We start from the raw sequence: 24,908 nt of genomic DNA, 5'->3' as shown, positions 1-24,908 counted from the left end.
GTGGCAAAGCGGTGGTGTAGAAGCGACACCCATCTACGACGCCGCACAGACAATAGGATGGGTTAGCAGCGCAAACAATTGTGGCAACGAACCATACAACCAGCCGCTGCGTAACCCATCATCGGAGTGAGCCGATACATCGCTTGGTGGTTTACGCGACGCACCGGCTTCGTGAGGTAATTTGCTTCGAGGCGCATGCGTCGCTAACCCACCCTACGCCTACTCGCTCGTCCAGCCTTCCAGCCTCCAGCGCCTTATCGGCTTCTACCGCCTTTTCCGCTTGAACACATAAAATCGATTCGGCTCGCCAACCACGTAGATATTGCCCTGACCATCCATTGCCACGCCTTCGGCCTGATCGATTCCCTGCACCAAACCGTTGAGCCCGCCAAACAGGCTGATGAAGCTGCATGGGCGGCCCTGCAAATCGAGTTCCACCAGCAATCTCGACTCATCGGAAAGCATCAGGGTATGGCCGGTTCTCGGATCGATGGCCACCGAGGAAATGTCGCGCACCAGCAGCGGCTGACTGGGCAATGCTTCCAGCAACCCGGCGCTGCCGTCCTCGCCGGGAAATGGCAACTCGAACAACCCCTGCGGGTCGCGCTCCTTGGCCAGCAGCATCCGCTGTGTGCGCGGATTCCAGGCTAGCCCCTCGAAACCCTTGTTGCCCGCTTCGGCGAATCCCAGGTCGTAACGGGCCATCTCATCGAGATCGAGGCTTTGCACAGTGGGTTCCAAGCGAAAAACCGCGACCAGCCGGCGGCGCTCATCGACGATGGCCAGTCGCCCGTCACTCAGCGCCTCGACCGCTTCGGGATCGGAAAAGCCGGTCAGCCTGATGCGTCGCAACACCAATCCACCGGGCGTGAATTCGATGAGCTGTGGATTTTGCCCGGTCACGGTGAACAGTGTGCCGGTGAGTGGATTCCAGGTCAGACCGGAGGTTTCGTCATCCTCCAGCCCAACCAGCGTCGTCTGCAATGACAGTTGGTAATCGGGCAGCCAGATGCTATCGATGCGCTGCTGAGCGTCGACGGATTGCTCCTGCCAATACAGCTTGAGTTGGTCGTCCCAATGCAGCAACGCGCCGGCAATGATCGCCGCGGAAACGGCAAACACCAGCAGGGCGTAGAAAAAAAGACGCAGGCGGGAAGTACGAGTAACGATGGCTGGCATGGCGGACGGACCCAGGGCGGGGCCCGGATTACAGCATGATCAGCGGCGACGAGAAACAGCGGCCGGATGCGCACCAGCATCCGGCCATATCCAATCAGAGCACGCGGCTCTCGAAGCGGGACAACCCGACCAGCTCCAGCACCATCTGATCGCCCTGATTCAGCGGGCCGACGCCGGCCGGCGTACCGGTCAGCACCACGTCGCCTGGTTGCAGGTTGAAATGACCGGCAATGTGTTGCAGCAGCGGCAGGATGGCGTTGAGCATCTGGCTGCTATTGCCGTCCTGGCGAACTTCGCCGTTGATGGTCAGGCGAATGCCGATATCGGTAAGGTCCTGCACTGCGTCACCCGGCACGAAGGGCGCCAGCACGCAGGCACCATCGAAGCTCTTGGCGGTTTCCCAAGGATGGCCCTTTTCCTTCAGCCTAGCCTGCACGTCGCGCAAGGTCAGGTCGAGCGCTGGGGCAAAGCCGGAAATGGCGTCGCGAACCTCTTCTTCGTTCGGCTTTCGCGACAGCGGCTTGCCGATCAACACGGCGATCTCCGCTTCGTAATGCACCGCGCCACGGTCGGTCGGAATATTGAAGCCACCGTCCAGCGGTACCGTGCAGCTGCCCGCCTTGATGAACAGCAGCGGTTCGGTCGGCACCGGATTGTTCAGTTCCTTGGCATGCTCGGCATAGTTGCGGCCGATGCACACGACCTTGCCCAGCGGGTAATGAATCGGCGTGCCATCGGTGTATTGGTGCTTGTAGTTCATTGCAAAATCCTCAGAGAGAGCAGCAAGCTGGAAGCAAAGGCTATGCGCAGGCTTCAGGCTTCAGGCTTCAGGCTTCAGGCTTCAGGCTGAAAATTTTGCCCGGATTCATGATGCCATTGGGGTCGAACGCAGCCTTGATCGCCTTCATATAGGCGATCTCCGCCTCCGAGCGGCTGTAGGTCAGGTAGTCGCACTTGGTCATGCCGACGCCGTGCTCGGCGGAGATCGAACCGTTGTATTTCTCGACCGTCTCGAACACCCACTTGTTGACCGCGGCGCACTTGTCGAAGAATTCGTCCTTGGACAATGCCTCCGGCTTGAGAATGTTCAGGTGCAGGTTGCCGTCGCCGATGTGGCCGTACCAGAGCACTTCGAAGTCCGGGTAGTTCTGGCTGACGATGGCGTCGATGTCGGCCAGGAAAGCCGGCACTTTGGAAACGGTGACCGAGATGTCGTTCTTGTATGGTGTCCAGTGCGAGATGGTTTCGGAAATGTACTCGCGCAGCTTCCACAAGTTTTGCAGCTGCTGATCACTCTGACTCATGACGCCATCGATCACCCAGCCCTCGTTCACGCAATGTTCGAAGGTGGCCAGCGCCTGTTCGGCACGCTCTTCGGTCGTTGCCTCGAACTCGAGCAGCGCATAGAAAGGCGCACGGGTTTCGAAGGGGGCCGGAATGTCGCCGCGACCGAGGAGCTTGTCCAGGCACTTGTCGGAGAAGAACTCGAAGGCGGTCAGGTCCAGCTTGTCCTGGAAGGCATGCAGCACCGGCATGATCGAGTCGAAGTCCGGCGTACCCAACACCATCGCGGTAAGGTTAGTCGGCTGACGCTCCAGGCGCATCGTGGCCTCGACGACGAAGCCCAGGGTGCCCTCGGCACCGATGAACAGCTGGCGCAGATCGTAGCCGGTGGCGTTCTTGATCAGGTCCTTGTTCAGTTCGAGCAGATCGCCCTTGCCGGTCACGACCTTCAGACCCGCCACCCAGTTTCGGGTCATGCCGTAGCGGATCACCTTGATGCCGCCAGCGTTGGTGCCGATGTTGCCGCCGATCTGGCTGGAACCGGCAGAGGCGAAGTCCACCGGGTAATACAGGTTCTTGTCCTCGGCGAACTGCTGCAGCTGCGCGGTGACCACACCGGGCTGGCAAACCACGGTGCGGTCCATCTCGTTGAAATCGAGGATCTGATTCATGTAGTCGAAGGAAACGACGACCTCGCCATTTGCCGCCACCGCGGCGGCAGACAAGCCGGTGCGACCACCGGAAGGCACCAGCGCAACCTTGCGCTCATTGGCCCAACGAACAATGGCTTGTACTTGCTCGATGTTCTTGGGAAATACGATGGCCGAGGGTGCCGGGGCAAAATGCTTGGTCCAATCCTTGCCATAGGTTTCCAGGGAACTGGCGTCGGTGAGCACTTTGCCGGGCTCGACCAGGGTCTTCAGCTCATCGATCAAGGCGGAGTCGGTCATGGCGGGAACTCTCATACGATTCATAGTCACCCTGAGTACGCTTCAGCTCAGGGATGGGTGCTTCGAGGGGCTCGTATGCTAGCATACGAGCCCCTTTGAAACGTGCCTCGGCAGACTTCCCGACACCGCTTTTACCCGGTTCGGCCAGCCCTCGCTGGACACTTCAGCCCTACCCTTCGGCCTTAAGGTTTAAACGCAGATGAGCCAGACCTCTCTCGACAAGAGCAAGATCAAGTTCCTTCTTCTCGAAGGCGTGCATCAGAACGCCGTCGACACTCTCAAGGCGGCCGGCTACTCCAACATCGAGTACCTCAAAACCGCGCTGACCGAGGACGATTTGAAGGAAAAGATCGCCGACGCCCATTTCATCGGCATCCGCTCACGCACCCAGCTCACCGAAGAGGTTTTCGACTGCGCCAAGAAGCTGATCGCGGTCGGCTGCTTCTGCATCGGCACCAATCAGGTCAACCTCAATGCCGCCCGCGAGCGCGGCATCGCGGTGTTCAACGCGCCCTACTCGAACACCCGCTCGGTGGCTGAGCTGGTGCTGGCCGAAGCCATCCTGCTACTGCGCGGCATTCCCGAAAAGAACGCCTCCTGCCAACGCGGTGGCTGGATCAAGTCGGCGGCCAACTCCTTCGAGATACGCGGCAAGAAGCTCGGCATCATTGGTTACGGCTCCATCGGCACCCAACTGTCGGTTCTGGCCGAAGCGCTGGGCATGCAGGTGTTCTTCTATGACGTGGTGACCAAGCTGCCGCTGGGCAACGCCACTCAGATCGGCTCGCTGTATGAACTGCTGGGCATGTGCGACATCGTCTCGCTGCATGTGCCGGAGCTGCCATCCACACAGTGGATGATCGGCGAGAAGGAAATACGGGCGATGAAGAAGGGCAGCATTCTGATCAACGCCGCGCGCGGCACTGTGGTCGAGCTGGATCACTTGGCCGCGGCCATCAAGGACGAGCACCTGATCGGTGCCGCCATCGACGTTTTCCCGGTCGAGCCCAAGTCCAACGACGAAGAGTTCGAGAGCCCGCTACGGGGCCTGGATCGCGTGATCCTCACGCCCCATATCGGTGGCTCGACTGCCGAAGCCCAGGCCAATATCGGCCTGGAAGTGGCCGAGAAGCTGGTCAAATACAGCGACAACGGCACTTCGGTTTCCTCGGTCAACTTCCCTGAAGTGGCGTTGCCATCGCATCCAGGCAAGCACCGCCTGCTGCACATCCACCAGAACATCCCTGGCGTGATGAGCGAGATCAACCGTGTGTTCGCCGAGAACGGCATCAATATTGCCGGTCAGTTCCTGCAAACCAACGAGAAGGTCGGTTATGTGGTGATCGACGTCGACGCGGAATACTCCGATTTGGCCCTGGAGAAGCTCCAGCACGTCAACGGCACCATCCGCAGCCGCGTCTTGTTCTAAAGCAGAACGCAAGTGTACGAAAGGGAGGCCTCGGCCTCCCTTTTTCGTTACTGCCGGTTAACCGAGCGTTCAACTGGCCGGAGCGCGATTACCGCTGGCGTCGGTACCGCGACGCTCGGGTAACTCCGGCTGCGAAGGACGCTCACTCGGTTCGACCGGCGGCACCTCGGGCGGCGCCTCCAGCGTGGGTGGTCGGGGCTGGCGCTGGGTATCGTTCTGCTGGTCGATGACATCCTGTCGAGGTTCGCGGTTATCCAGCGGATGCTCGCGGCTTTTCTCCGGCAACGTCGGGCCAGTACCCGTCGCCAGCGCAGCGGAGGCGGCTGCGCACGTTGCAGCGAAGATCAGGAGGCGCAGATTCATGGCTCACTCCAGGAAGTGGTAACAGCTCGGCAACTTCAAGCAAAAACCGTTTAGCAGACGTTCCCGCTGCTTGAAACCCAACCAGCCAGGCCGTGCAAAAACGCAACACCAGCAGAATCTGCAAGGCGAAACAGGCAGAAAGTGAACTAACACTTGAGTCTGTTTAAACGCCGCATAAGCGCAGGTTTTCACACAGCCTGCTGTACCTCCGGGCCTCGCTACCGGCTGACCGGATCAGTTACCTGCACCGCCGGAGCCGCCTGCACCAGCGCCGCTTCCAGCTCCGCCACTGTCTCCACCGCCCGCACCAGGTGCGCTATTACCGCTGCCAGTGGTATTGCCGACACCAGTTCCAGTGCCCGTGGTGGTACCAACTCCCGAGCCTGTTTCAGTTCCCATGTCTGTGCCCATGCCCGAGCTACGATCGGTAGACATGCCCGAACGGTCAGTGTCATCGGTGGTTTTGCCATCCATCGAATCGTGCATGGTGTCGCTGTCCATGTCAGTCGTACCTGCGGCGAAGACCCCCGCGGACATCAGACCGGCCAGCGCCAAGGCAGCTAATTTTTTGGTTTGCATGTGGGCTCTCCTGTTTTTCAAGGGTTACCTTTATTCCGGCAGCAGGCAGGCGCAGGGGTTGCATCAGGCGCATTACAAATTCTTTCCCGGTCGCCGCGAGGTGCCAAGACAGCACCGGCGAGGGGTCTACCGTTCGTCGTCATATGCCAGTCGTGACCGTTCGTCCTCAATCAGCACGCCGAAAAGAATCGCTGCGAATAGCAGCAGGAGGAAATCGAACGCCAGCCAGCCGATCAGCCCCAGCAACACCACTGCCGCGAGCACGCTGACCCTGACCATGGTGCGGCGCGCCACGCCTTTGCTAGCGCCTGCTTCAGCGTCGTCTGTCATTCGTTCCTCGTGGTCAACGCATTCAAGCTTACGACCGGAGGGGTATGAGAAATTCATGGCGGCGACTCAGCGCAGCAGCTGCCAGAGGGAAATGCCGATCCCGGCCATGCTCTCACCGGCCACCAGCCCGGCAGCGGCGACAATGACGAAGCGCTCAGCGAGGCTGCCCCAACGCGCGGAGAACAGCCAGGCCAGCAGCGCGCCGAAAGTCATCATCAGCGAGATCGAGGCCGGGATGATGAAAGCCAGACCGAGCGCCGCGGAACTCGGCAGCCAGCGCAGACGATGTGCCGGCAGCAGCCCCTCGAGCGTACCCAGCAGCACGCCGCTCAGCGCCCCGGCGAGCATGGCCCAGCGGATATCGCTACCGATCGAACCCAGGCCTGCCGTCAATGCCTCGGCTACCGCCTTCCAGGTAGCCACTGCCGGTGCCGGCCATTCGGCGGTAATCAGCATCGTCTGCGGATCGGGAATCAGCAGTTGATAGACCAGCACCCCGACCATGCTGCCTACCAGAATACCCAGGCACTGCGCGACCACCTGCCGGGACGGCGCAGCACCGATGGCATGCCCCACCTTGAAGTCATTGAGCAGATCCGTGCATTGCCCCGCCGCACCACCGGCAGTGTTGGCGCTCATCAGGTTGATCGCCACCTGGCCGGGTGCGACGACGCCGAAGCTCAGTTGCGACAGCTGCCCGATGGCGCCGATCGGCGGGATGCCGGTGGCACCGACAACCCGCGCCGCCACCATTGCCAGCAGCAACGCCAGGGGAATCGACAGCGCTGCCATCAGCGGATGGATACCGAACAGCACAATCTGCAGGATGATCACCAGCACCGCCGCCAGTGCCAGCCCGAGCGCCGGTAGCACAGCCGGTCGCCGCAGTTGCAGGCGGCGCTTCGAGTCGTCCCGGCGCGCACGCAGAACGCGCAAGCCCAGCGAGGTGAGGGTGGCGCAGACCATCAGGCTTACGCCCGGCCACAGCAGCCACTCGATCAGCAGCGCGAATTGCGGTCCGCTGGCGTCTGCCGGCAGCCTCACCAGCCCCTCGGTAACCAACCAGGGCGCCAACAGCCCCCAGGCGAGGACCGCGCCGAGCAACAGCGACAGACCGACACGCAGGCCGATGATCCCGCCGAACCCGACCAGCAGCAACGAAGGCTCGAGGCTGAACGTGAGCCGCTCCAGCTGAGCACTCGGCGCCCAGCGCGGCAACGCCCAGAGCAGGCTGTCGATCAGCTTGCTCGCCGCGGCCAACAACGCCGCCGACCCCAGCACCAGCAGTCGCCGGGTCGCCTCCGCGCCATGGCTGTAAATCTGCTGCATGGTTGCCAACGTGGCCATGCCCTCGGGAAAGCGCAGCTGCGCCTCGACGATCAGCGACGGGCGTAAATACCAGGCCACCCAGATACCGAGAAAGCTCACCGAGAACACCCAGGCCATCAGCGGCAGGGTGTCCAGCTGCTGTCCGGTGATCAGCGTATAGGCAGGGATTGGCGCCACCAGGCCGCTGGAAATGATCGAGGCGGCGGACGAGGCAGCGGTCTGGTTGATATTGCTTTCGTGCAGCGACCAGGCCGGTCGATGAAAAACCCGAGCCAAGCTCTGCCAGAAGGCGAAGCCGACCAGCAGCGCGATGATCGACATATTGAAGGACCAGCCGATCTTCAAACCGGAATAGATATTCGAAGGTGTCAGCACGGCGCCCAGCAGCAAGCCAGTGATCAATGCGCGCAGCGTGAGTTCGCGTGAGGGTCCGCTCATGCCGGCTCCATCCTATGGGTGATTGACTCACCTTAGCCCAATAAGGCCACCCGGCCGTTTCCTCAACCGTCCGTCGGTTTGTCACCACCCGGGCGCAGATGCCGTCTCAATCGCTACCTGAACGCTGAACTTAGTCATTTAGCGCCGGTCGTTTAGTAACTTTTCTACGCGACATAACGGTACCCAAACCAAGGATCGAACATGGACGAAGCGGATCTTACCCACCGGGAACGTAACCACCCTACCGTGACGCTGCTCACCGGCAATGAACTCCTGGGATTGTTCTTCAGACATTTTCTCGGTGAACAGGCCCAACTGGACGTATGTCTGACCCGGCTCGACGAGGTCTCCAGAGACGCCGCCGATCTCTATCTGGTCGACGCCGGCAACAGCCAGACCGAACAGCTTTCCACACTGCTCGATCGCCTCGACGAGCAAACGCCCGTGGCGCTGGTCAATATCGCGCCAGAGCAAGCTGAACGGTTGGTGGACAAGCACCCCGGCATTCGCGGCGTGTTCTACAGCCACGCGACCCGCGAGCATCTGCTCGAAGGCATCCAGGTATTGCTCGATGGCGGCGACTGGCTGCCGCGAGTACTGACCGAGCGGCTGCTCAGCCAATGGCGCCGCATGCGCCAGCTCGCCGGCAGCAAGCCGTCGCTGACCCTGCGCGAACGCGAGATTCTCAGCCTGGCCGGCAAGGGGCTGTCCAACGCCGAGATCGCCGAGCAGCTGTGCCTGAGCCCGCATACGATCAAGAGCCACATCCATAATCTGTTGCGCAAAATCGGCGCCTCCAACCGTGCCGAGGCGGCGTTCCTGCTGCGCGGCCGGCTGGACTGGTCCGAGCCGTGTCACGCCTGACGCTCGGTCTGCTCCTGCTGCTTCTGTTCAGCCCGCTACAGGCGCAGGAGCAGGCGCAGAGCGAAGCGGAACTGAGCGGGCTGATCATCGACAACACCATCACCCGCTTCGGCCACGATTTTCACCGCTATCTGAGCTTCAACCTGCAGGACGCCAGCGACCTCGAAGGCGATCTGGTGGTCCGGGAACGTCCTTCGGCGCGCTGGGGCAGTCTGGTCTGGGTGGAATATGGTCAGCGCACTGTGTACCGCCGGTTCCTGCAACCCAACGTGGCGGAGATCGAGGCAATCGCTGACGAAGCCGCACGGCTGATTCTCGATGAAATCAGCCGCAGCAAGCTGCAGAACCTGCTCCAGGACACCTTCGACATGGATCGCGGTGAGCTCTAACAAGCCGCCAGGATTAAGCCGTTCCATTTGTCGGTAAACGTGTGTTTTGCACCGTTCGATGGATGTTCATCGCAGCGTTGCCAATCAAGAATCCGAGCACTATTTCGAGGTGCCTGCATGGATCGTCTAGCGCTGTTTCGCCGCGGCTTGTTCGCCGCCCTTCTACTGCTCGCCAACGTTCCGCTCCAAGCCGCTGACTTGCTGGACAACGCCGACCTCGTCGGCAGCTCGTTCAGCCTCGGTGACACGGCAGCGCTCGCCACTCAGATACCCGACGGCCAAACGGCGCAGGTGCTGCAACAAGGCAGCGACAACCTGTCCGACCTCAGCCAGATCGGCGAGAACCAGCTGGCCAGCATCATTCAGCAGGGCAGCGATCAGCAGGCCTTCATCCTCCAGCAGGGCGAAAATCAGCTCGCCAGCATTCTTCAAATCGGTCAGGGCAACCTGGCGGATATCACTCAGATGGGCAGCGACAACCAAGCGGCTATCGCCCAGATCGGCGCCAATAACAACGCCAGCATTGAACAGCTCGGCAGCGGCATGAGCAGCAGCGTCATCCAATACGGAAGCGGCCAGCGCATTCAGATCGTCCAACATCAATAGAACTATAAAAAAGGAATTTGCCATGCGCAGCTGCCTACCACTCGCCGCCTTCGCCGTTCTGCTGGCCGCCGCCAGCGATCTCCATGCCGACAACAGCTCACTTATCAATCAGGCCGGTGACGACAACAATGCCACCGTCGACCAGACCGGCCTGCTCAACGAGGCTGTGATCAGGCAGAACGGCACCGGCAACGAGGGCTCGATCTTTCAGGGCGCAATTGCCGAGTCGAATGCGGCCAATATCGTTCAAGTCGGCAGCGACAACGATGCTTCCGTCTATCAGGGGCCTGAAAGCTACTTTTCCACCGCGAGCGTCTACCAGCAAGGCACCGGTAACCGCGCCGAGGTCGAGCAGAGCTGGTATGCCAATGAGCTGCAGATCAGCAGCATCGGTGACGGCAACCTCATTTCCGCCACGCAGCAGGGTTTAGCCCAAGCCGAGGCGTATCAGATCGGTAACGACAATTCGGTGACCCTCACCCAGGACGGCATCTACCACGGTACGCGGATGGCCGTTTACCAGGTCGGTGACGAGAACCTGGCCACCATCGATCAGGGCGACGCCGGTCAGATAACGCTCGCGCAGAACGGCAACCTGAACAGCGCGCAGATTATGCAGAACACGCTGTTCGGTGAGGTCACGTTCAATCAGGTTGGCGATAGCAACCTGCTCACGGTCGAGCAGAGCGGGCGGAGCAACGTTTTCAGCGGCTCATCGGCTGGGAATGACAACAGCGTCGAACTGGTGCAATGGTTCGATGGCAACCAGGCCAGCGTCGTTCAGAATGGCGACGGCAACCTGGCCGACATTCGCCAACTGGCTGAATACAACGAAGCCCGCGTCAGCCAGATGGGTTCGGCCAACCAGGCCTTCATCCTGCAGAGCGCCGCTGGGATGAACGCGGTAATCCAACAATCCGGCACGGGCAACACGGCGACGGTCAACCAGCAGTAAATCAAGGAAGATCGGCCTCGCAACACAACCTACATAGGCATTCGAGATGCTTACGGTCACGCTGGCGTCATGGCTTTTGGCAGCCGCACCGACTCCGGTCGAGGCGCAGCTCGAACTCAGCCCCGAGAGTGATGGTCGGCTGGCGTTGCGGCTCTGTTTCAGCAGCCAACAGCCGCACCAGTTGACGTATCGGCTGGAAGTGAAATCCACCGGTGCCGCCGGCACCAACCGTACGCGCCAGTCCGGCGAACTGGTCAGCAGCAGCGCTAGCCAATGTCCGATCAATAACCGCCTCGGGCTGTCGGCCGACGGTCGCGTCGAGGCGACACTGGACTGGTCGATCGATGGCCAGACGCAGCCAACCCTAAATCAAAGCTATCCAGCCACGCAGCCGGCCAGCCCGGCGCCGCAACCACCGCCGTCCCCCGGCGAGCAGCTACATGAAGGCGAAGGGCTGGTCGCGCAAGTGCGTCAATAGCCGTTCGAGCAACTCAGATCTGCGATAGCCGCAGCGGCTCGCTTCGCGTCAGTCGGCGCCCCAGCTCGATACCCTTCAGCTCGACGTAGTGATACGTCAGGCTGGACACCGCCAGCACCATGCCCAACTCCAGCAGGGTCAGCAGGTCATCCACCAGCACGCTGCCGGTGCTGATGTAGCGCATGATCTGCACGCTGCCAGGGTGCTGAAGAATCATCGTGTATTCGCTGCCCGTGAGCTTGGATACCACCACCGCGGCGCTGGTGAAGGCGAAGATCACCGCCGCGTGGGTCAGGTAGATCGAGAACGATAATTCACCCAGGCGGGCGAAGCCCCGTCGCTGCAGCAACTGCGACACGGCACCGCGTTCGCTCGCGAATACCAGCACCACGACGCAGAACAGCAGGCTGGCGATGATGCCCTGGTGCGGCGTCTCGTGCGTCAACGTCCGGTACACCAGCAACAGACACAGCAGCTCGAGCGCGCTGAAAAACAGCCGGTCGTCCATACGTTTGATCGCGGGCTCAAGCGATTGGTAAAGCCGATAGGTCAACGCTCCGGCGAAAAAGCATGAGGCACCGCGCCAGATAAACGGTTTGATCACATCCAGATCGACATACAGGGCGACGAAGGAAATCAGCGTCATCAGCGCCAGGATGCGCCCGCAGTAACCTGGGGCGACCAGCAACACCAACCCCAGCAGCATGTACAGGTAGTACTCGATGCTGATGCTCCAAGCCGGCGTGTTGAACGACAGGCTGTTGAAATCGCCGATCCAGCTCTGCAGTAGCAACGCATTGGGCAGTATCTCGCTAGGCGCCGTCTTGCCGGTAAATGCCGGATCGTTGAATGAGAACCCGTGATGTTCGGCCCACAACTTGCCGAACTCCAGGCCAATGAACACCAGCAGCATCACCAGATGCAGCGGGTATAGGCGAAAGGTTCGGCTGATGATGAAGCGCTTCAGGACCTGCAGGCCAAACTGGCGCGTACCGTAGGCGTGAAACATGACGAAGCCACTGAGCACGAAAAAGAATTCGACGAAGAGGTCGGCATGCCGAAAGAAGCTGAGTTCGGAAAAGCTCAGCAGAATCTGGGTATGAAACAACACCACCGCAACCGCACAAATACCGCGAAAACTATCCAGCACGACAAAGCGTTTCATTCATGCACCTTGCTCGACATCCAAGTACGCCCGCCGCATCGATTGATCGAGCAGCGCTCCTAGCCAAAGGGTGATCCGCGGGACAACCTCTCGGGCGATATTGAGAGCAATCTGCCATCAAAGAGTTCCGGTATTTATTTCAAACTATTTCAGAGCGGTCAGACGCAAATAGCGACCGACAGCCATCCATCGCCTCTCCGGAACCGCAAGCGGGCCTGTGGCTTCTACCGAGCCAATCCACCATGCCGGCGCGGCCGGTGGCAACAGGAGGTCCGATGCGAATTTCCCTTAAACCCCTGCATGAACAGGTCATCGTCATCACCGGCGCTTCGAGCGGCATCGGCCTGGCCACCGCTCGCCTAGCCGTCGAACGAGGCGCCCGCGTGGTACTGGTTGCACGCAATGACTTGGCCTTGGCCGATATCGAACGCGACCTGAACGCTGGCGAACGGGTCCTGCATGTGATGGCCGACGTCGGTGAGCGCGAGCAGCTCGAACGCGTCGCCAGCCAGACCATCGAGCGCTTCGGCGGCTTCGATACCTGGATCAACAATGCAGGTAACTCGGTCTGGGGCCGCTTCGACGAGGTCAGCGACGAAGATCACTACCAGGTCATGCAGACCAACTTCTGGGGCACCCACTACGGCTCCTCGATCGCGGTGAAGCATCTGCGCGATAAGGGCGGTGCGCTGATCAACATCGGCAGCGTGGAGTCGACCAACGCTCTGCCCTTTCATGCCAGCTACAGCGCCAGCAAGCATGCGATCAAAGCGATGACCGACGTGCTGCGGGTCGAGCTGCAGAAATCCGGCACACCGATATCGGTAACGCTGGTGCGACCGTCCTCTACCGATACCCTGTTCATGGACCATTCGAAGAATTACCTGCCCAGCGCGCCGGTGTTTCCGCCGCCGGTCTACGCACCGGAAGTCGTCGCACAGGCGATTCTCCATGCCGCTGAACATCCACAGCGCGACGTCTATATCGGCAATGCCAAGCTGCTGTCGCGGCTGGCCCAGAACGCCCCGCGGCTGGCCGACTGGGTCAACCGCACCTTCGTTTACGATGCCATCCAGAGCGGCCGCCAGGACCGCCACCGCGACGGCGCGTTGTATAGCCGGGACGTTGGCCAAGCCGGTGATGGCGAGGCCTCCGGCAATTATCCCGGCATGGTGCTGACGCGCAGTCTCTATACGCGTGCATCGCAGCATCCGGTAGCGGCCACGGCAGCCGTGGCAATGGGTGCGGTGGCTGTTTTTGCACTGCTCGGGCGGCGTCGCCGCTGAAGTCCGCTCGACACACAGCGGCAGCGACGAAGCAGCCCTGCGGCTGGTGTCGATGCATTCCAAACGCGCCGACGAACAGGCAGCTCGGAAGCTGCGCTCGAAACTGTCTGCTGCTACAGTTCTGCATCGCGCCATCCCACAACCGGAAGATCACTCATGTCATCGGACGACGGCAAGAAACTGGTCCGCAAACACATCGACCTGACCTGGAACCGCGGCCACATGGCGCTGGCCGATCAGCTGCACAGCAAGGACTTCCTTTATAAAAGCTCCTTCGTCGGTCACCCGCTTGGCAGCGCCGAGTTTCTGGCAATGGTCGGTCAGATCCGCACCGCCATGCCGGATCTGGAAGTGGTGATCGAGGAATGCATTGCCGAAGGCGACAAGGTCGTCACTTGGAGCACGCTCATCGGCACCATCGAGAACGCTGCACTCGGTTATCCGCCCAGCGACAAGGTGCTGAGCATTTCGGCGATGGCCTTCTGGACGATTACCCCGAGCGGGCACGTCCGCGAAATCTGCACCATGTTCGACATGGAAAGTTTTCGCGCCCAACTGGGCCTGCAAATCCGTACCTACGCGGAAAAAGCGCTGCCCTGATCCATCGGCCCGCATGCTCGGACCACCTGGTTGCTGGAGGTACAGCGGCATCGCTTATAACCAGCATCGATTCGTTAGTTGTTAACGTCGCACCAGCAGCTAAATCACCATAACCAACCCAGCCACAACATAGCCGCCAGCAGCCAAGCACTCATTGCAAGCGCGCCGGTATTCCAGAAGCGGTTCCAGCGTCGCTCTCGCTGTCGCCAGCGCGGCTGGTCCGGTTCGGCGTTCGGCACGGCCAGCGGCGGTCGCTGCACCAGACGCTTGAGCCGCAGCGATAGCCAAAGCGCCGGGTTAGGCAACGCAGCCAGCCGTGCCGGCACTTTCCAACGAGATTTCAGCGCCACCCCGGCCAGGGCAAGTGCCAGCAGCGGTGGCCACAGCGCGGCCCAAATGCCGCCCGGGTACAGGCCATGCAGCATGGGCGTGCGCAAGGCGGGCCAGAGCCAGGGCAACAGTAGCGCCAGGCTGCTGAGCAACGCCCAGGGCAAAAGCTGAAGAAACGGAGGCCGTGTTGCCGGCGCATCCCTGGCATCGCGAAGCAGCAGCCACAGTGCACGGATCAGCAGCAAAGTGGTGGTCAGGCTGCTGAGGCTCAGCCAAACCAGCCAGGCCTCGAATTCCCCGCTGTGCCAGACGTCCTTCAACGCTGTCTTGACCGCTCCTCCACTGCTGAGCGGCAGTCCCATGATCGCCAGCGCCGGCATGGACAACAGCAGCCAACCGATGCGCGGCAGACGACCGGCATGGATCAGCCCCGCGGCGAGAAACAACGCACCCTTGGCCAGCCCGTGATGAACACCGTAGAGCATCAGCACGACGGTCATCGCTTGATATTGCTGCGGATGGCGCCAGACCAGCGCCAACAGCATCACCAGATAACCCATCTGGCTGACCGAAGAATAGGCCAATGCCGCCTTGGCCTTGTCGCTGCACAGCCCCAGCAAAGCCGGGTAGATGGCACCGAAGATGCCAATGACGAGCAGCACATCGGCCCAGCTCGACAGCAGCGGATCGCTCTCCGGCAGGCAACGCCAGATACCCAGGAGACCCGCCTTGAGCATCGCTCCGGACAGCACCGCACTGGCCGGCGCCGGAGCTGCCGGGTGCGCCAGCGGCAACCAGACGTGCAGCGGCCAGAAGCCGGCCTTCAGCCCCAGGCCGATCAGCAGCAACAGCAGGGTCAGGCCATCCATCGGCACGGTCTGCCAGGCTGCGAACGTAAAATCGCCGCCGGCGGCATGGCTGCGCAGCATCAGCGCGGCCAGCAGAGACATCTCGCCGAGGATCGCCAGCTGCAGATAGAGCCGCCCGGCACGCCGCGGGCCGGGACCGCTCTGATGCACGATCAGCCCATAGGCGGCCAGGCTCATCACACTGAAGCCGAAATAGAAGCTCAGCGCCTCAGTGGCGATGATCAACAGCAGGTTGCCGGCCAACGCCAGCAGCCAGAATGTCCAGAAACGCATCCGTCGGGAGTCGTCAGCCTGGCTGCTGCTGGCGGATATTCCGGCACAGCCCCAGAGCAAGGCGGTAAAGCCCAGCCATGCGCGGCTCAGATCATCATTCGCGCCCCAGCGGATGCCATCCCAGAGCATTGGCAGATCCAGCGCCGGCATCGGCCAGATAACCAACCCCAGTGCCGGTACGCAGGCCAGCCACAGCCAGCCGATTGCCCTTTCGCGCCAGACCGCCAGCGATGCGCCGGCCAGCAACGGCGCAAGGGGCACCAGCAACCAGAACCAGGCGCCGCTCATATTTCGAATTCCCGGTCGACGATCAGCTGGGCCCAGCCCAGCGGACTCAGCGCGGTGCCGGCGAACAACCCGACCAGCACTGCCAGCGCCGCGGTGAACAGCGCCGGGAGCAGCAGCATCCAGTGGGTTTCCCAGCGTTCCTCGCGCCAGTTGTCTTCAGGCCAGTCGGCCGGTTGCGCAAACCAGCCGCGCCAGAGCAATGGCAGGAAGTAGCCGGCGTTGAGCACGGCCGAGGCCATCAGCACCAGCAGCACCCAATCCTGGCCGACCTCCAGCGCGCCCATGCCCAGCGCCCATTTGCTGACGAAACCAGCAATCGGGGGAATGCCGATCATGCCCAGCGCGCCGATGCTGAACGCGGTCATGGTCAGCGGCATGCGCCGGCCCACGCCGTCCATTTCGCGGATGCGATGGATGCCCAGGGTTTCGGCGAAGTTGCCGGCGCAATAGAACAGCGTCACCTTCATCAGCCCTTGGTGCACCAGATGCACCAGGCCGCCGACCGCCGCGATCGGCCCAAGCATCACCACCCCGAGCGTCACGTAGGAAACCTGGCTGATGGTCGAATAGGCCAGACGCTTCTTCAGTTCCTGCTGCTGCAGCGCTCGCAGCGAGCCATAGAGAATGGTCGCCGCGGCCAGCCAGAGCAGTGGCGTGGCCATGTCCAGCCGATTCAGCGCCTCGGCCCCGAACACGTCGTAGACCACGCGGATGATGCCGAACGCGCCGGCCTTGACCACCGCCACCGCATGCAGCAACGCGCTGACCGGCGCTGGCGCCACCATCGCCTGTGGCAGCCAGCCATGCAGCGGAATCAGCGCCGCCTTGACGCCAAGCCCGGCCACCAGCAGGACGAACGCTACCCGCAACGCCAGGTCGTGCTCGCCCACCGCTTGCAATAAGTAGCCACCGGGCTGGAAATCCTGCCCGCCGGCCAGGCCGTGCAGCAGCGCCACGCCCATCAATACCAGCGCACCGCCGCTTACCGTATAGGCCAGATAGACCCGCCCGGCACGCAGCGCTTCGGGCGTGCCGCGATGCACCACCAGCGGAAAGGTCGCCAGCGTCAGCATCTCGTAGAACAGCAGAAAGCTGACCAGATTCCCCGCCAACGCCAAGCCTACGGTAGCGCTGACGCAGAGGCTGAAATAACCGAAGAAGCGCGAACGCAGCGGCGAGTGTTCCAGATAGCCAATGGCGTAGACGGTGGTGGCCATCCACAGCACCGAGGACAGCGCGACGAACAGCAGCGACAAGGCATCGGCCTGCAGCACCAGCGGTGCGCCGGGCAGGAACGGCAAACTGAAACGAAACTCCAGGCCGCGGCTGACGCCGTAGATCATCGCCGCCACCAGTAGCAGCTTGATCGTCACGCCACAGAGATTGAGCGCGACCCGCAGCCGTTGCTGATCCTCGCGCAGGGTGAAGATGATCAGCCCCGGCAGCAGCGAGCTGAGCACGATCGCCAGGGGCAGCCAACTGGTCCAACTCATCGTGCCACCCCACCAATCCAAAGCAGCAGGGGCTCGCTGATCAGCGCCAGGCTCAACACCAGCAGTGCTGGCAGCATCGCCAGCCATTGTGCGAGGCGGTCCGGCACCACGCTGGGCGGGTTGGGACTGGCTCGGTCGAAGCCCAGCGCCACGACGCGGAAGACATAAGCAGCGGACATCAGCGTGCCGAGCAGCACGCCGAATGCCCAAGGCCAGTGCTGTGGTTGCTCGAACAACGGCTGCAGCAGCAACCACTTGGCAAGAAAGCCGCCGCTGGGTGGCAACCCAATCAGACTGGCGCCAGCCACAGCGAAGGTCGCCATCGCCACCGGCATGGTCTGGCTGGCACCCTTCAGCGCACGCACTCGACGCGTGCCGAGCACTCGTTGCAGCTCACCGGCGGCGAGAAACATCGACACTTTCGCCAGGCCGTGGGCAAGGATAAACAGCCACAGCGCCGCCTCCATCCGCGGTTTCTGCCAATGCAGCAACAACCCCAGCGCCAATAGCGCATAGCCCAGCTGAGCAACCGTCGAGTAGGCCACCAGCATCTTCAGCCGCGGCGCGCGCAACGCCGACCAGCCGCCAGACAGCAACGCGAGGATGCCAGCGGCAGCAAACAACACGCCGGCCTGACGCCCCAGTTCGGGCGGGGCGATCTGGCTCCAGATCAGCCAGAGAATGTAGATCGGGCCTTTCACAACCAACGCCGAAAGCAGCGCGCTGACCGCCGTGGGCGCGCCGGAATGTGCCGGCGGCAACCACAGGTGCAGCGGCCACAGTGCCGCCTTGAGCATCAAGCCAACGGTCATCAGCAGCAGCGCCAGCCGCGTGCTGGCATCCGCCTCGGCCAGTTCCGCCAGCAGCAATACGTCGAGCACGCCGTAGCGGCCATAGAACAGCGCGACGCCGAACAGGTAAGCGAGCGAACCGGCCAGCGATAACATCAGATAGTTGAAGGCGGGCCGGTAGGCCTTGCGCCCGGCCAACGCGACCAGCGCCACAGCACACAGGCTCAGCAGTTCGAGTGTGACGTAAAGGTTGAACAGATCCGCCGACAGCCAAAGCGCCACCAGCGCCGCATGCAGCAGGCAGGACAGCGGCCAGTAGTCCTCGCTGCCGGTGGCATGCGGACTGCGCGCGGCATACAAGGCGACCAGCAGATGCAGCCCGGCGGTGAACACCAGCAACAGTGCCGTCAGCGGGGTCAGCTGGAAGCGGATCGCTAGCGGCGTCTCCCAGCCGCCAATGTTCAGCCATTGGGGGCCCAGCTGAATCGTCTGCTGCAAAGCCACAGAGGCGCTCAGCAAGCTGCCGATACTGATGGCGATCACCCACAGCCCGCTGCGGCGTGGCTGCAGTAGCACCAGCAGCAAACCGCCAACGAGCGGCAGGCACAGGCTCAGCAGCGCCGCGTTCATCGGCGCGGTTCCTGCGCGGCCCCGGCAAGCCGCAGCGCCAGCGCCGTGGCACTGACTGCCACCACCAGCCCGGTGACCACCAACGCGACCAGCAGCGGATCGCTCGGTTGGCTGCGCGTGGCCAGGGCGATCATCACCAGAAACACACCGCTGCCCATCAGATTGAAGGCGATGATCCGCCGTAACGCCTGACGCAACGTCAGCAGACCGTGCAATCCGAGCAACCAGAGCGCGGCACCGACGCCCATCCAAAACAGGCTGCCGGTCATGTGGATTCGCCTTCGCCGACGACCAGCAGGCTCAGGCTGGCAGCGATCGACAAAGTCGCCACGGCTTCGATCAGCACGATAAGCAACTTGGCCGCCTCATTCGGGTAAGTCAGCCAGCCGTCTCCCAGCCAGGCGGTGGTAATCGCGACGCCGACAAAAACCAGCAAACCGCCCAATACCAGCAGCCGCAACGGCGCAAACGACCAGCGCAACACCGGCAGCAGGCCGGACAGGCGCAGCAGCACGACGCCGGCCGCCAGCAGCGAACCCGCCTGAAAGGCCCCACCCGGTGCACTGGCGCCGCGCCAGAGAACGTAGCCAGCGGCCAACACCAGCAGCGGCGTCAGCACCCGCGCCCAGGCCCGCAGCAGCGGCCAGGGTTCGGCCAGATCCAGTCGTCGCGGCCCGAGTTGCCGTGCGCCGAGCAGGGCCAGCAGCAGCACGGCCAGTTCCAGCAGCGTGTCCCAGGCGCGGAAGTTCAGCAGCACGGCGGTCACCGGATGGCTAACGCCGGTTTCCGACAGGTTCCGGGCTATCGTGGCGGGCAGCTGCGACTGGCCCTCGCTCAGCGGCGCCAGCCCTTGCAACAGCAGAATCAGCAACGGCAAAACCACCGCGGCCGCCGCCAGGCGCTGGCGGAACCCGGATATTTCGGGCAGGTCGGCGCGGTCCGGCTGGCGGGCCAGTGCGGCAAACAGCAACACCCCGGTCAGACCGGCACCGATGGCCGCTTCGGCCAATGCCAGGTCCGCTGCGCCCAGACGTGCCCAGATCAGTGCCAATGCCAGCCCGAAGGCGATGAACAGCAACACGCTGGCATAGAGGTTGCGACCGTGCAGCGCGCCGAAGGCCAGCCCCAGCAACAGCAGGCCGAGCACGCCGTCGAACAACCACTCAGTCATCTCCAGGCTCCTCGCCAGCCTGCCGCGCCAGTAACTGACAGGCCGTGGCGCTGGAGGCCAGCAGCAACAGCCAGATCAGCAGCATCTGGCCGACCTCCCACAAACTGCCGGCGCGAATCGACAAACCGGCCACGACCAGCCCGAGGCCCAGGGTGTCGGCCTTGGTCAGGGCATGCAAACGGCTGACGGTGTCGGGAAAACGCAGCAGCCCGATGCTGCCGGCAGCGAAGAACAGCAACCCACCGATCAGCAGCAACCAGCTCAGGCCGGTCAGCAGCAATTCAGTCATGCCGCCCCCGCCGCAACAGCTGTACCAGGGCGGCACTGACAACCGCTGCCAACAATCCCAGCACCAGCGCTACATCGCGCAGCGCCGGTTGCGCCTGCCATTGCGCCATGACTAGCAGCAGCGCGGTGCCGGTCGTGCCGAACAGCTGGATTGCCAACAGCCGATCCACCCGCCCCGGACCGAGAACCACACGCCCGAGGCCGACGACGATGGTCAGCAGTAAAAGCACCACGTACAGCGCCATTAGCGCGCAATCTCAGTGTCGAGCAGTTTGGCCAGTCGCTGCTCCAATTCGACCACGGTAGGCTCCCAGGCTTGGCGTTCGTCGAGCACATGCACCCGCATCCGGTCGCCCTCGACCCGTGACGACAGCGAGCCCGGCAGCAGTCCCACCAGTGCCGAGAGCAACAGCCGCACCCGTGGCGACTCGCTGCGCAGCGGATAATCGAGCCAGGCCGGCTGCAGCGGCAACCGCGGATGCAGCGCACGCACCGCCACGTCCCAGCCACCGGCAATCATCCGTCCGAGAAAGAACCCGATAAATCCAGGTAGCGCCCGCAGAGACGGCTGCCAAGGCCGGACGCCCAGCCACACTGACAGCACGACCGCCAGCAGGATGCTCGGCACGCCCAGCGACCAACCGCCACCCTCGGCGAACAACGCCCAGAGCGCGCTGTAAAGCAGCATCCAGCCCAGCCCGTCGGCCCAGCGGCAACGCACACCGGTCTCTTCCATCACGGGTTCTCCTTGCTGGCAAGTCAAGGTATTGGACTGGACTCAGCCACGGCGTTCCGCCGCATGCGGCGATGGGCTTGTATCGGCGCATTGCGAGCGCGGCCGCGAACGGTCTGGATTCGGTAAGTCACTCAGGCGCCCGGCAAGGCACGTTCAGCGACTGGCCCGGTTCGAGCAGCATTTGACCGCCAGCGTAATGCACCGGAACTGATCGATCGTTGCCGTTGCTGGCCGTCACCTGTAACCAATCCTGCTGCAATCGCAATTGAAGACGCGCCTGGCGATAAACCAGCGACAGCGACACAGCTGGCAGCTGCGCCGGTGGAGCGGGGAAGATGTGTAGACCGTCGAGCTCGGGCCGCACGCCGAGGTAGTGGCGCTGCAGAACGTCGAGCGAACCGGACATGGCGCCCAGGTGTACGCCTTCCTGCGTGCCGTCGTTGCTCGGGTCATGCAAATCGGTATCCAGCACTTGCCCGAAGTAAACCCAGGAAGCCTCGCGATCCACTTCGGCCAGTGCGCCAGCGCAGACCACTTTCGACAGGCTCGACTCATGGGTGATGCGCGCCAGATGGTAGGCCAGGGTTCGGCGGAGGCTTTTCTCGTCGTGCTGATAGCCGAGCCGCTGAAGCAGCTGCTGCAAGCTCTGCCGCGACAGCAGATGGTGCGCCATCAGCACATCGGCCTGCTTGCTCAGCTGATAGCGATCACAGCTGTCGTGCCGCGCTTCGAGCATCCAGTCCAGCCGCGGCCGGTCGCCGTGCAGCCATTCCTGCGGCGGCGGATCGAGTTGGTCGAAACCGTCGAACTGGCTGAGCACATCGTCGTCGGTGAACGGCAAATACATGCGCCGGCTGATGTGGTCCCAGTTTTCCGCTTCGCCCGGCTCGAGCTGCAATCTGTCACGCAGCTCGGTCGCCTTGCCCTCGGGCAGCAACTCGAAGACCTGCAACGCACGACACAAGGTCCAAACCGCCATGAGGTTGGTATAGGCGTTGTTGTTCAAGCCGGGTTCCGGCGCGCCGGGGTAGCCATTGTGATACTCGTCCGGGCCGATCACGCCGCAGATGAGATAGCGCTGCCGGGACTCGTCGAAGCGTGCGAGGCTGGCCCAGAAGCGTGCTACTTCGATGATCAGCTCGCCGACCGGCCCGGCTAGCAGCGCCTCGTCCGCCGTCGCCAGATAAAGTTGCCAGGCATCGAATGCCACAGCCGAGCCGATATGGCGCTGCAGGCGGGTGTGGTCGGGTATCCAGCGACCCGACATCGGGTTGTATTGCCACGGTGGGGTTTCCTCCTCGCCGCTGCCGGCGCTGCGCCAGGGGAACATGGCGCCCCGCAGGCCGGCTCGGCGTGCACGTTCACGCGCCTTGTCCAGACGCCGATACCGGTAGTCGACCAGGCTTCGTGCCAGTTCGGGGAAGTGCGTGGCGAGGAACGGGAAGGCGAACACCTCGTCCCAGAACACTTGCCCGTAATAGCCCTCCATCCAGCCGCGCGGCGGGAAGCCAATATCCTGGCCAACGCTGTGCGCAGACACCGTCTGCAATAGATGAAACGCATGGAAGCGCAGGGCCAGATGCAGCTGCGGATCATCCGACTCGATCGGCGTGCGCCGCCAGAGCTGAGCCCAGCCATGCCTGTGGGCCTGCTGCAAGCGGGCGAAGTCCTCGGTCGGCAATTGCTTGAGCAACTGGTCCAGAGCCTCGCCATCCTCGGCCGGCCGCTCGTCGTCGACCTGTACCAACACCCGCTTTTCGATGATCAACCGACCGCCTGCCGGAACGGCGCATTCAGTCTGCTGAATCAGCCTTTGCTCGACTTGCTGGCCGTGCCATTGCAGGCGCAGCCCAGGCGTACGGACCTGCACCGCCATAGCCAACCGGCGGCGATCGTCATCCAAGACCGCGCTGACCGCAGCCCTGCCCACGTCATCATGTTGGAAAGCCACCGCGTCGAGACGCCGCCCTTCGTACGCACCATTGCGCCGAATCGCGGCATTGGTCACGCCGCCATCGAGGGTCGCGCGTAAGTGAAGCCGAGCGACTTGTGGCGGTACTTGCAGCTCCCAGCGCAGCACCGCGAGATGCGGCGTGGCCATGCTGACGAAGCGGGTTTCGCGCAGCTGCAGCGCATGACCAGCCATGAAGAAGTCCAGCTGACGCTCGAGAAGCCCGCTATCGAGCGTCAGACACTGGCGGTAGCGGCCCAGCTCGACGCCATCGAGGCCGTACCAGTCGCCGTCATCCAGAGCGAAGCTCAGGCCGAAGGGATCGGGCAAGTTGACCAGCGCGGCCATCCGCACCGAGCTGCCATTCACCTCGCGGGGTGCGTCGTCGTACCAGCCGGCACGGTAGAAACCAGCGTAGTGGTTGCCGCCATCAGCGGCATGCAGCGCAGCCGCCTCCGGTGCGCAGGCACGGCAGGACAGCACGCCGTTGCCCATCGCCAGAAGCGCTTCGCGCCGGCGCTCGTCGGCCGGATCGTAATGTTCGAAAACCAGTCTGCATGGGGCCTGATCAGCCATTGACGGGCCTCGCCTTGGCCAGCAGATCACCCGCCATCTGCGTCACTTGTTCACGCGTCGGGTAGCTCGGCTGCGAGCCATAACCCGTTACCGCCAGGTTGGCCGCAGCCACGCCCCAGGCCGCGGCCTCGCGGGGCGCGCGTCCTTCCAGCAGTGCGATGGCGAAGACGCCGGTGAAGGCATCGCCAGCGCCCGTGGTATCGACCGGCTCCACCTCGCCCGGCGGAATGTGCAGGGTTTCCTCAGCGCTGGCCAGGACACAGCCACCATCACTCAGCTTGATGCAGATAATCGGTGTACCGGCCCGCTGCAGCTGATGCGCAGCACGCCCGGCCGCTGCGATGGAATCGACCGGATGACCAACCAACGCCTCGGCCTCGGACGCGTTTGGCGTGATCGCCTGCAACAGAGGCAGCAGATCCCGCTCCAGACGATCAGGAAACGAAGGGTCGAGCACGATGCTAAATCGCTTGCGTGCGGCGGTTTCTATTGCAAGGCGCACCACCCTGGCGGGAATTTCGTAATCGAGCACCAGGCAGGCGGGCGTTTCACACGCCTCGATGGCCACGACCAAGGCGTGCTCGGCCACCTCGTCCCAACAGTCGTTGGCGTTGGTCGCCAGTACGATGTGCTTCTTCGCATCCGGCGGCACCATGATCATCGAAACGCCGGTGGACTGGCCCGCGGCACGCCCGACCCCATCGACCTCCACCCCCGCCTGACGCAACGGGGCGAGCGCCTGCTCGGCCAACTCATCGTCCCCCACGCGCCCGAGCAGGCGACTGCAATGGCCGAAGCGCGCGGCGAGGTAAGCGGTATTGCTCGCCTTGCCGCCGGACAGGCGGCTCAAATCATGGGCCAGCAGCGTTTCGCGATTGCCGAGCGGGTCATCGACCCGCACCTGAAAATCGGCATTGATGCTGCCCAGCGACAACAGGGTGAGGCGCTGCATGCAGATGCTCCGGTGGTTCAGACTCGTTCTTCAACGGACCTGAACTGCCGGCGAGGGTTCGCGTTTCGCTGTTGGGGTCGGTGCCCTTCGCAGAAATCGAGGCGATTGGGCCATCCAGTAGCCGCTTGCAACTCGGCCTTATCCAGGCCCGACGGGTGGTAGCCCGAACCCATCCAAGTGCGAACCACGACACTAGCACCGTGCCATCCTTGTTTATAGACTCCGCGCCGTCTCGGCTGCGGCAAACGCGCCGCAGCCGTCTGCACCCTATTCAGGTGCCGACGCCCCTTCCAAGTGCGACGAATCTCCGTATAGTGCGCCGTCGTCCTGCGCCTG

Annotated in this window: 26 protein-coding genes; 8 read left to right on the top strand and 18 right to left on the bottom strand. The window is 62.8% G+C overall.

Features of this window, described 5'->3' with window-relative positions; genetic code table 11:
- Positions 1-264 precede the first annotated feature (264 nt).
- The 3 genes from AC2LD7_RS02285 to AC2LD7_RS02275 all read right to left on the bottom strand — a co-directional run bounded on the left by AC2LD7_RS02285 (position 265) and on the right by AC2LD7_RS02275 (position 3,413).
- On the bottom strand, positions 265-1,170 hold the full coding sequence (locus AC2LD7_RS02285) for an SdiA-regulated domain-containing protein (protein WP_484596255.1): 906 nt from the start codon (positions 1,168-1,170) through the stop codon (positions 265-267).
- 103 nt (positions 1,171-1,273) lie between these two features.
- On the bottom strand, positions 1,274-1,939 hold the full coding sequence (locus tag AC2LD7_RS02280; RefSeq protein ID WP_484596234.1) for a fumarylacetoacetate hydrolase family protein: 666 nt from the start codon (positions 1,937-1,939) through the stop codon (positions 1,274-1,276).
- A gap of 67 nt (positions 1,940-2,006) precedes the next feature.
- Complete coding sequence (locus tag AC2LD7_RS02275; protein ID WP_484596233.1) at positions 2,007-3,413, bottom strand: FAD-binding oxidoreductase; 1,407 nt, start codon at positions 3,411-3,413, stop codon at positions 2,007-2,009.
- Between the two features lie 199 nt (positions 3,414-3,612).
- Here AC2LD7_RS02275 and serA point away from each other — a divergent pair, with 199 nt between their 5' ends.
- Positions 3,613-4,842 (top strand): phosphoglycerate dehydrogenase, encoded by a 1,230-nt coding sequence (gene serA, locus AC2LD7_RS02270; RefSeq protein ID WP_484596232.1) that lies wholly within the window; start codon positions 3,613-3,615, stop codon positions 4,840-4,842.
- Positions 4,843-4,911: 69 nt separating this feature from the next.
- Here the strand turns inward: serA and AC2LD7_RS02265 are convergent, their stop codons facing one another.
- The 4 genes from AC2LD7_RS02265 to AC2LD7_RS02250 all read right to left on the bottom strand — a co-directional run bounded on the left by AC2LD7_RS02265 (position 4,912) and on the right by AC2LD7_RS02250 (position 7,881).
- Positions 4,912-5,205 (bottom strand): hypothetical protein, encoded by a 294-nt coding sequence (locus AC2LD7_RS02265; RefSeq protein ID WP_484596231.1) that lies wholly within the window; start codon positions 5,203-5,205, stop codon positions 4,912-4,914.
- Between the two features lie 234 nt (positions 5,206-5,439).
- Positions 5,440-5,784: a hypothetical protein gene (locus AC2LD7_RS02260; RefSeq protein ID WP_484596230.1), complete on the bottom strand. Its 345-nt coding sequence runs from the start codon at positions 5,782-5,784 to the stop codon at positions 5,440-5,442.
- 126 nt (positions 5,785-5,910) lie between these two features.
- Complete coding sequence (locus AC2LD7_RS02255) at positions 5,911-6,114, bottom strand: hypothetical protein (RefSeq protein ID WP_484596229.1); 204 nt, start codon at positions 6,112-6,114, stop codon at positions 5,911-5,913.
- A 66-nt stretch (positions 6,115-6,180) separates the two neighbouring features.
- Entirely contained in the window at positions 6,181-7,881 is a 1,701-nt protein-coding gene (locus AC2LD7_RS02250; protein WP_484596228.1) for an OPT family oligopeptide transporter, read from the bottom strand.
- A 279-nt stretch (positions 7,882-8,160) separates the two neighbouring features.
- On the opposite strand from AC2LD7_RS02250, the gene AC2LD7_RS02245 reads away from it, so the two are divergent.
- The 5 genes from AC2LD7_RS02245 to csgH all read left to right on the top strand — a co-directional run bounded on the left by AC2LD7_RS02245 (position 8,161) and on the right by csgH (position 11,173).
- Positions 8,161-8,745 carry a helix-turn-helix transcriptional regulator gene (locus AC2LD7_RS02245; protein ID WP_484596254.1) on the top strand — a complete coding sequence of 195 codons (585 nt, stop codon included), beginning with the start codon at positions 8,161-8,163 and terminating at the stop codon, positions 8,743-8,745.
- Positions 8,733-9,134 (top strand): CsgE family curli-type amyloid fiber assembly protein, encoded by a 402-nt coding sequence (locus tag AC2LD7_RS02240; protein ID WP_484596227.1) that lies wholly within the window; start codon positions 8,733-8,735, stop codon positions 9,132-9,134. The genes AC2LD7_RS02245 and AC2LD7_RS02240 overlap by 13 nt, the downstream gene beginning before the upstream one ends.
- 117 nt (positions 9,135-9,251) lie before the next feature.
- Positions 9,252-9,740 (top strand): curli production assembly protein CsgB, encoded by a 489-nt coding sequence (locus AC2LD7_RS02235; protein ID WP_484596226.1) that lies wholly within the window; start codon positions 9,252-9,254, stop codon positions 9,738-9,740.
- A 22-nt stretch (positions 9,741-9,762) separates the two neighbouring features.
- Entirely contained in the window at positions 9,763-10,695 is a 933-nt protein-coding gene (locus AC2LD7_RS02230; protein ID WP_484596225.1) for a hypothetical protein, read from the top strand.
- Between the two features lie 46 nt (positions 10,696-10,741).
- Entirely contained in the window at positions 10,742-11,173 is a 432-nt protein-coding gene (gene csgH, locus AC2LD7_RS02225; protein WP_484596224.1) for a curli-like amyloid fiber formation chaperone CsgH, read from the top strand.
- A gap of 13 nt (positions 11,174-11,186) precedes the next feature.
- Here the strand turns inward: csgH and AC2LD7_RS02220 are convergent, their stop codons facing one another.
- The gene (locus tag AC2LD7_RS02220) at positions 11,187-12,338 is read right to left on the bottom strand and encodes an acyltransferase family protein (RefSeq protein ID WP_484596223.1); all 1,152 of its coding nucleotides are present in this window, start codon (positions 12,336-12,338) and stop codon (positions 11,187-11,189) included.
- A gap of 275 nt (positions 12,339-12,613) precedes the next feature.
- Between AC2LD7_RS02220 and AC2LD7_RS02215 the strand changes: the two genes are divergently transcribed.
- Both AC2LD7_RS02215 and AC2LD7_RS02210 read left to right on the top strand, forming a co-directional pair.
- Positions 12,614-13,624 (top strand): SDR family oxidoreductase, encoded by a 1,011-nt coding sequence (locus AC2LD7_RS02215; RefSeq protein WP_484596222.1) that lies wholly within the window; start codon positions 12,614-12,616, stop codon positions 13,622-13,624.
- A gap of 156 nt (positions 13,625-13,780) precedes the next feature.
- A complete protein-coding gene (locus AC2LD7_RS02210) occupies positions 13,781-14,224 on the top strand; it encodes an ester cyclase (RefSeq protein ID WP_484596221.1) in 444 nt (147 codons plus the stop codon).
- A gap of 104 nt (positions 14,225-14,328) precedes the next feature.
- On the opposite strand, the gene AC2LD7_RS02205 is transcribed toward AC2LD7_RS02210, so the two are convergent.
- The 10 genes from AC2LD7_RS02205 to AC2LD7_RS02160 all read right to left on the bottom strand — a co-directional run bounded on the left by AC2LD7_RS02205 (position 14,329) and on the right by AC2LD7_RS02160 (position 24,572).
- Positions 14,329-15,984 (bottom strand): proton-conducting transporter transmembrane domain-containing protein, encoded by a 1,656-nt coding sequence (locus AC2LD7_RS02205; RefSeq protein WP_484596220.1) that lies wholly within the window; start codon positions 15,982-15,984, stop codon positions 14,329-14,331.
- On the bottom strand, positions 15,981-17,477 hold the full coding sequence (locus tag AC2LD7_RS02200; protein ID WP_484596219.1) for a complex I subunit 5 family protein: 1,497 nt from the start codon (positions 17,475-17,477) through the stop codon (positions 15,981-15,983). Before AC2LD7_RS02200 ends, AC2LD7_RS02205 begins: the two co-directional genes overlap by 4 nt.
- Positions 17,474-18,898 (bottom strand): complex I subunit 5 family protein, encoded by a 1,425-nt coding sequence (locus AC2LD7_RS02195; RefSeq protein WP_484596218.1) that lies wholly within the window; start codon positions 18,896-18,898, stop codon positions 17,474-17,476. The genes AC2LD7_RS02200 and AC2LD7_RS02195 overlap by 4 nt, the downstream gene beginning before the upstream one ends.
- Positions 18,895-19,167 carry an NADH-quinone oxidoreductase subunit K gene (locus AC2LD7_RS02190; protein WP_484596217.1) on the bottom strand — a complete coding sequence of 91 codons (273 nt, stop codon included), beginning with the start codon at positions 19,165-19,167 and terminating at the stop codon, positions 18,895-18,897. Before AC2LD7_RS02190 ends, AC2LD7_RS02195 begins: the two co-directional genes overlap by 4 nt.
- Positions 19,164-20,069: a hydrogenase subunit MbhD domain-containing protein gene (locus tag AC2LD7_RS02185; RefSeq protein ID WP_484596216.1), complete on the bottom strand. Its 906-nt coding sequence runs from the start codon at positions 20,067-20,069 to the stop codon at positions 19,164-19,166. Before AC2LD7_RS02185 ends, AC2LD7_RS02190 begins: the two co-directional genes overlap by 4 nt.
- On the bottom strand, positions 20,062-20,358 hold the full coding sequence (locus AC2LD7_RS02180; protein ID WP_484596215.1) for a cation:proton antiporter: 297 nt from the start codon (positions 20,356-20,358) through the stop codon (positions 20,062-20,064). The genes AC2LD7_RS02185 and AC2LD7_RS02180 overlap by 8 nt, the downstream gene beginning before the upstream one ends.
- The gene (locus tag AC2LD7_RS02175; protein WP_484596214.1) at positions 20,351-20,602 is read right to left on the bottom strand and encodes an MrpF/PhaF family protein; all 252 of its coding nucleotides are present in this window, start codon (positions 20,600-20,602) and stop codon (positions 20,351-20,353) included. Before AC2LD7_RS02175 ends, AC2LD7_RS02180 begins: the two co-directional genes overlap by 8 nt.
- Positions 20,602-21,093: a Na+/H+ antiporter subunit E gene (locus AC2LD7_RS02170; RefSeq protein ID WP_484596213.1), complete on the bottom strand. Its 492-nt coding sequence runs from the start codon at positions 21,091-21,093 to the stop codon at positions 20,602-20,604. The genes AC2LD7_RS02175 and AC2LD7_RS02170 overlap by 1 nt, the downstream gene beginning before the upstream one ends.
- Before the next feature lie 127 nt (positions 21,094-21,220).
- Positions 21,221-23,620 carry a glycoside hydrolase family 65 protein gene (locus AC2LD7_RS02165; RefSeq protein ID WP_484596212.1) on the bottom strand — a complete coding sequence of 800 codons (2,400 nt, stop codon included), beginning with the start codon at positions 23,618-23,620 and terminating at the stop codon, positions 21,221-21,223.
- On the bottom strand, positions 23,613-24,572 hold the full coding sequence (locus AC2LD7_RS02160) for a PfkB family carbohydrate kinase (protein ID WP_484596211.1): 960 nt from the start codon (positions 24,570-24,572) through the stop codon (positions 23,613-23,615). Before AC2LD7_RS02160 ends, AC2LD7_RS02165 begins: the two co-directional genes overlap by 8 nt.
- Positions 24,573-24,908 lie beyond the last annotated feature (336 nt).

The sequence above is a fragment of the Stutzerimonas sp. genome (assembly GCF_982611455.1).
The sequence above is the reverse complement of the archived record's forward strand: the minus strand, read 5'-3'. Positions and strand labels throughout refer to the sequence as shown.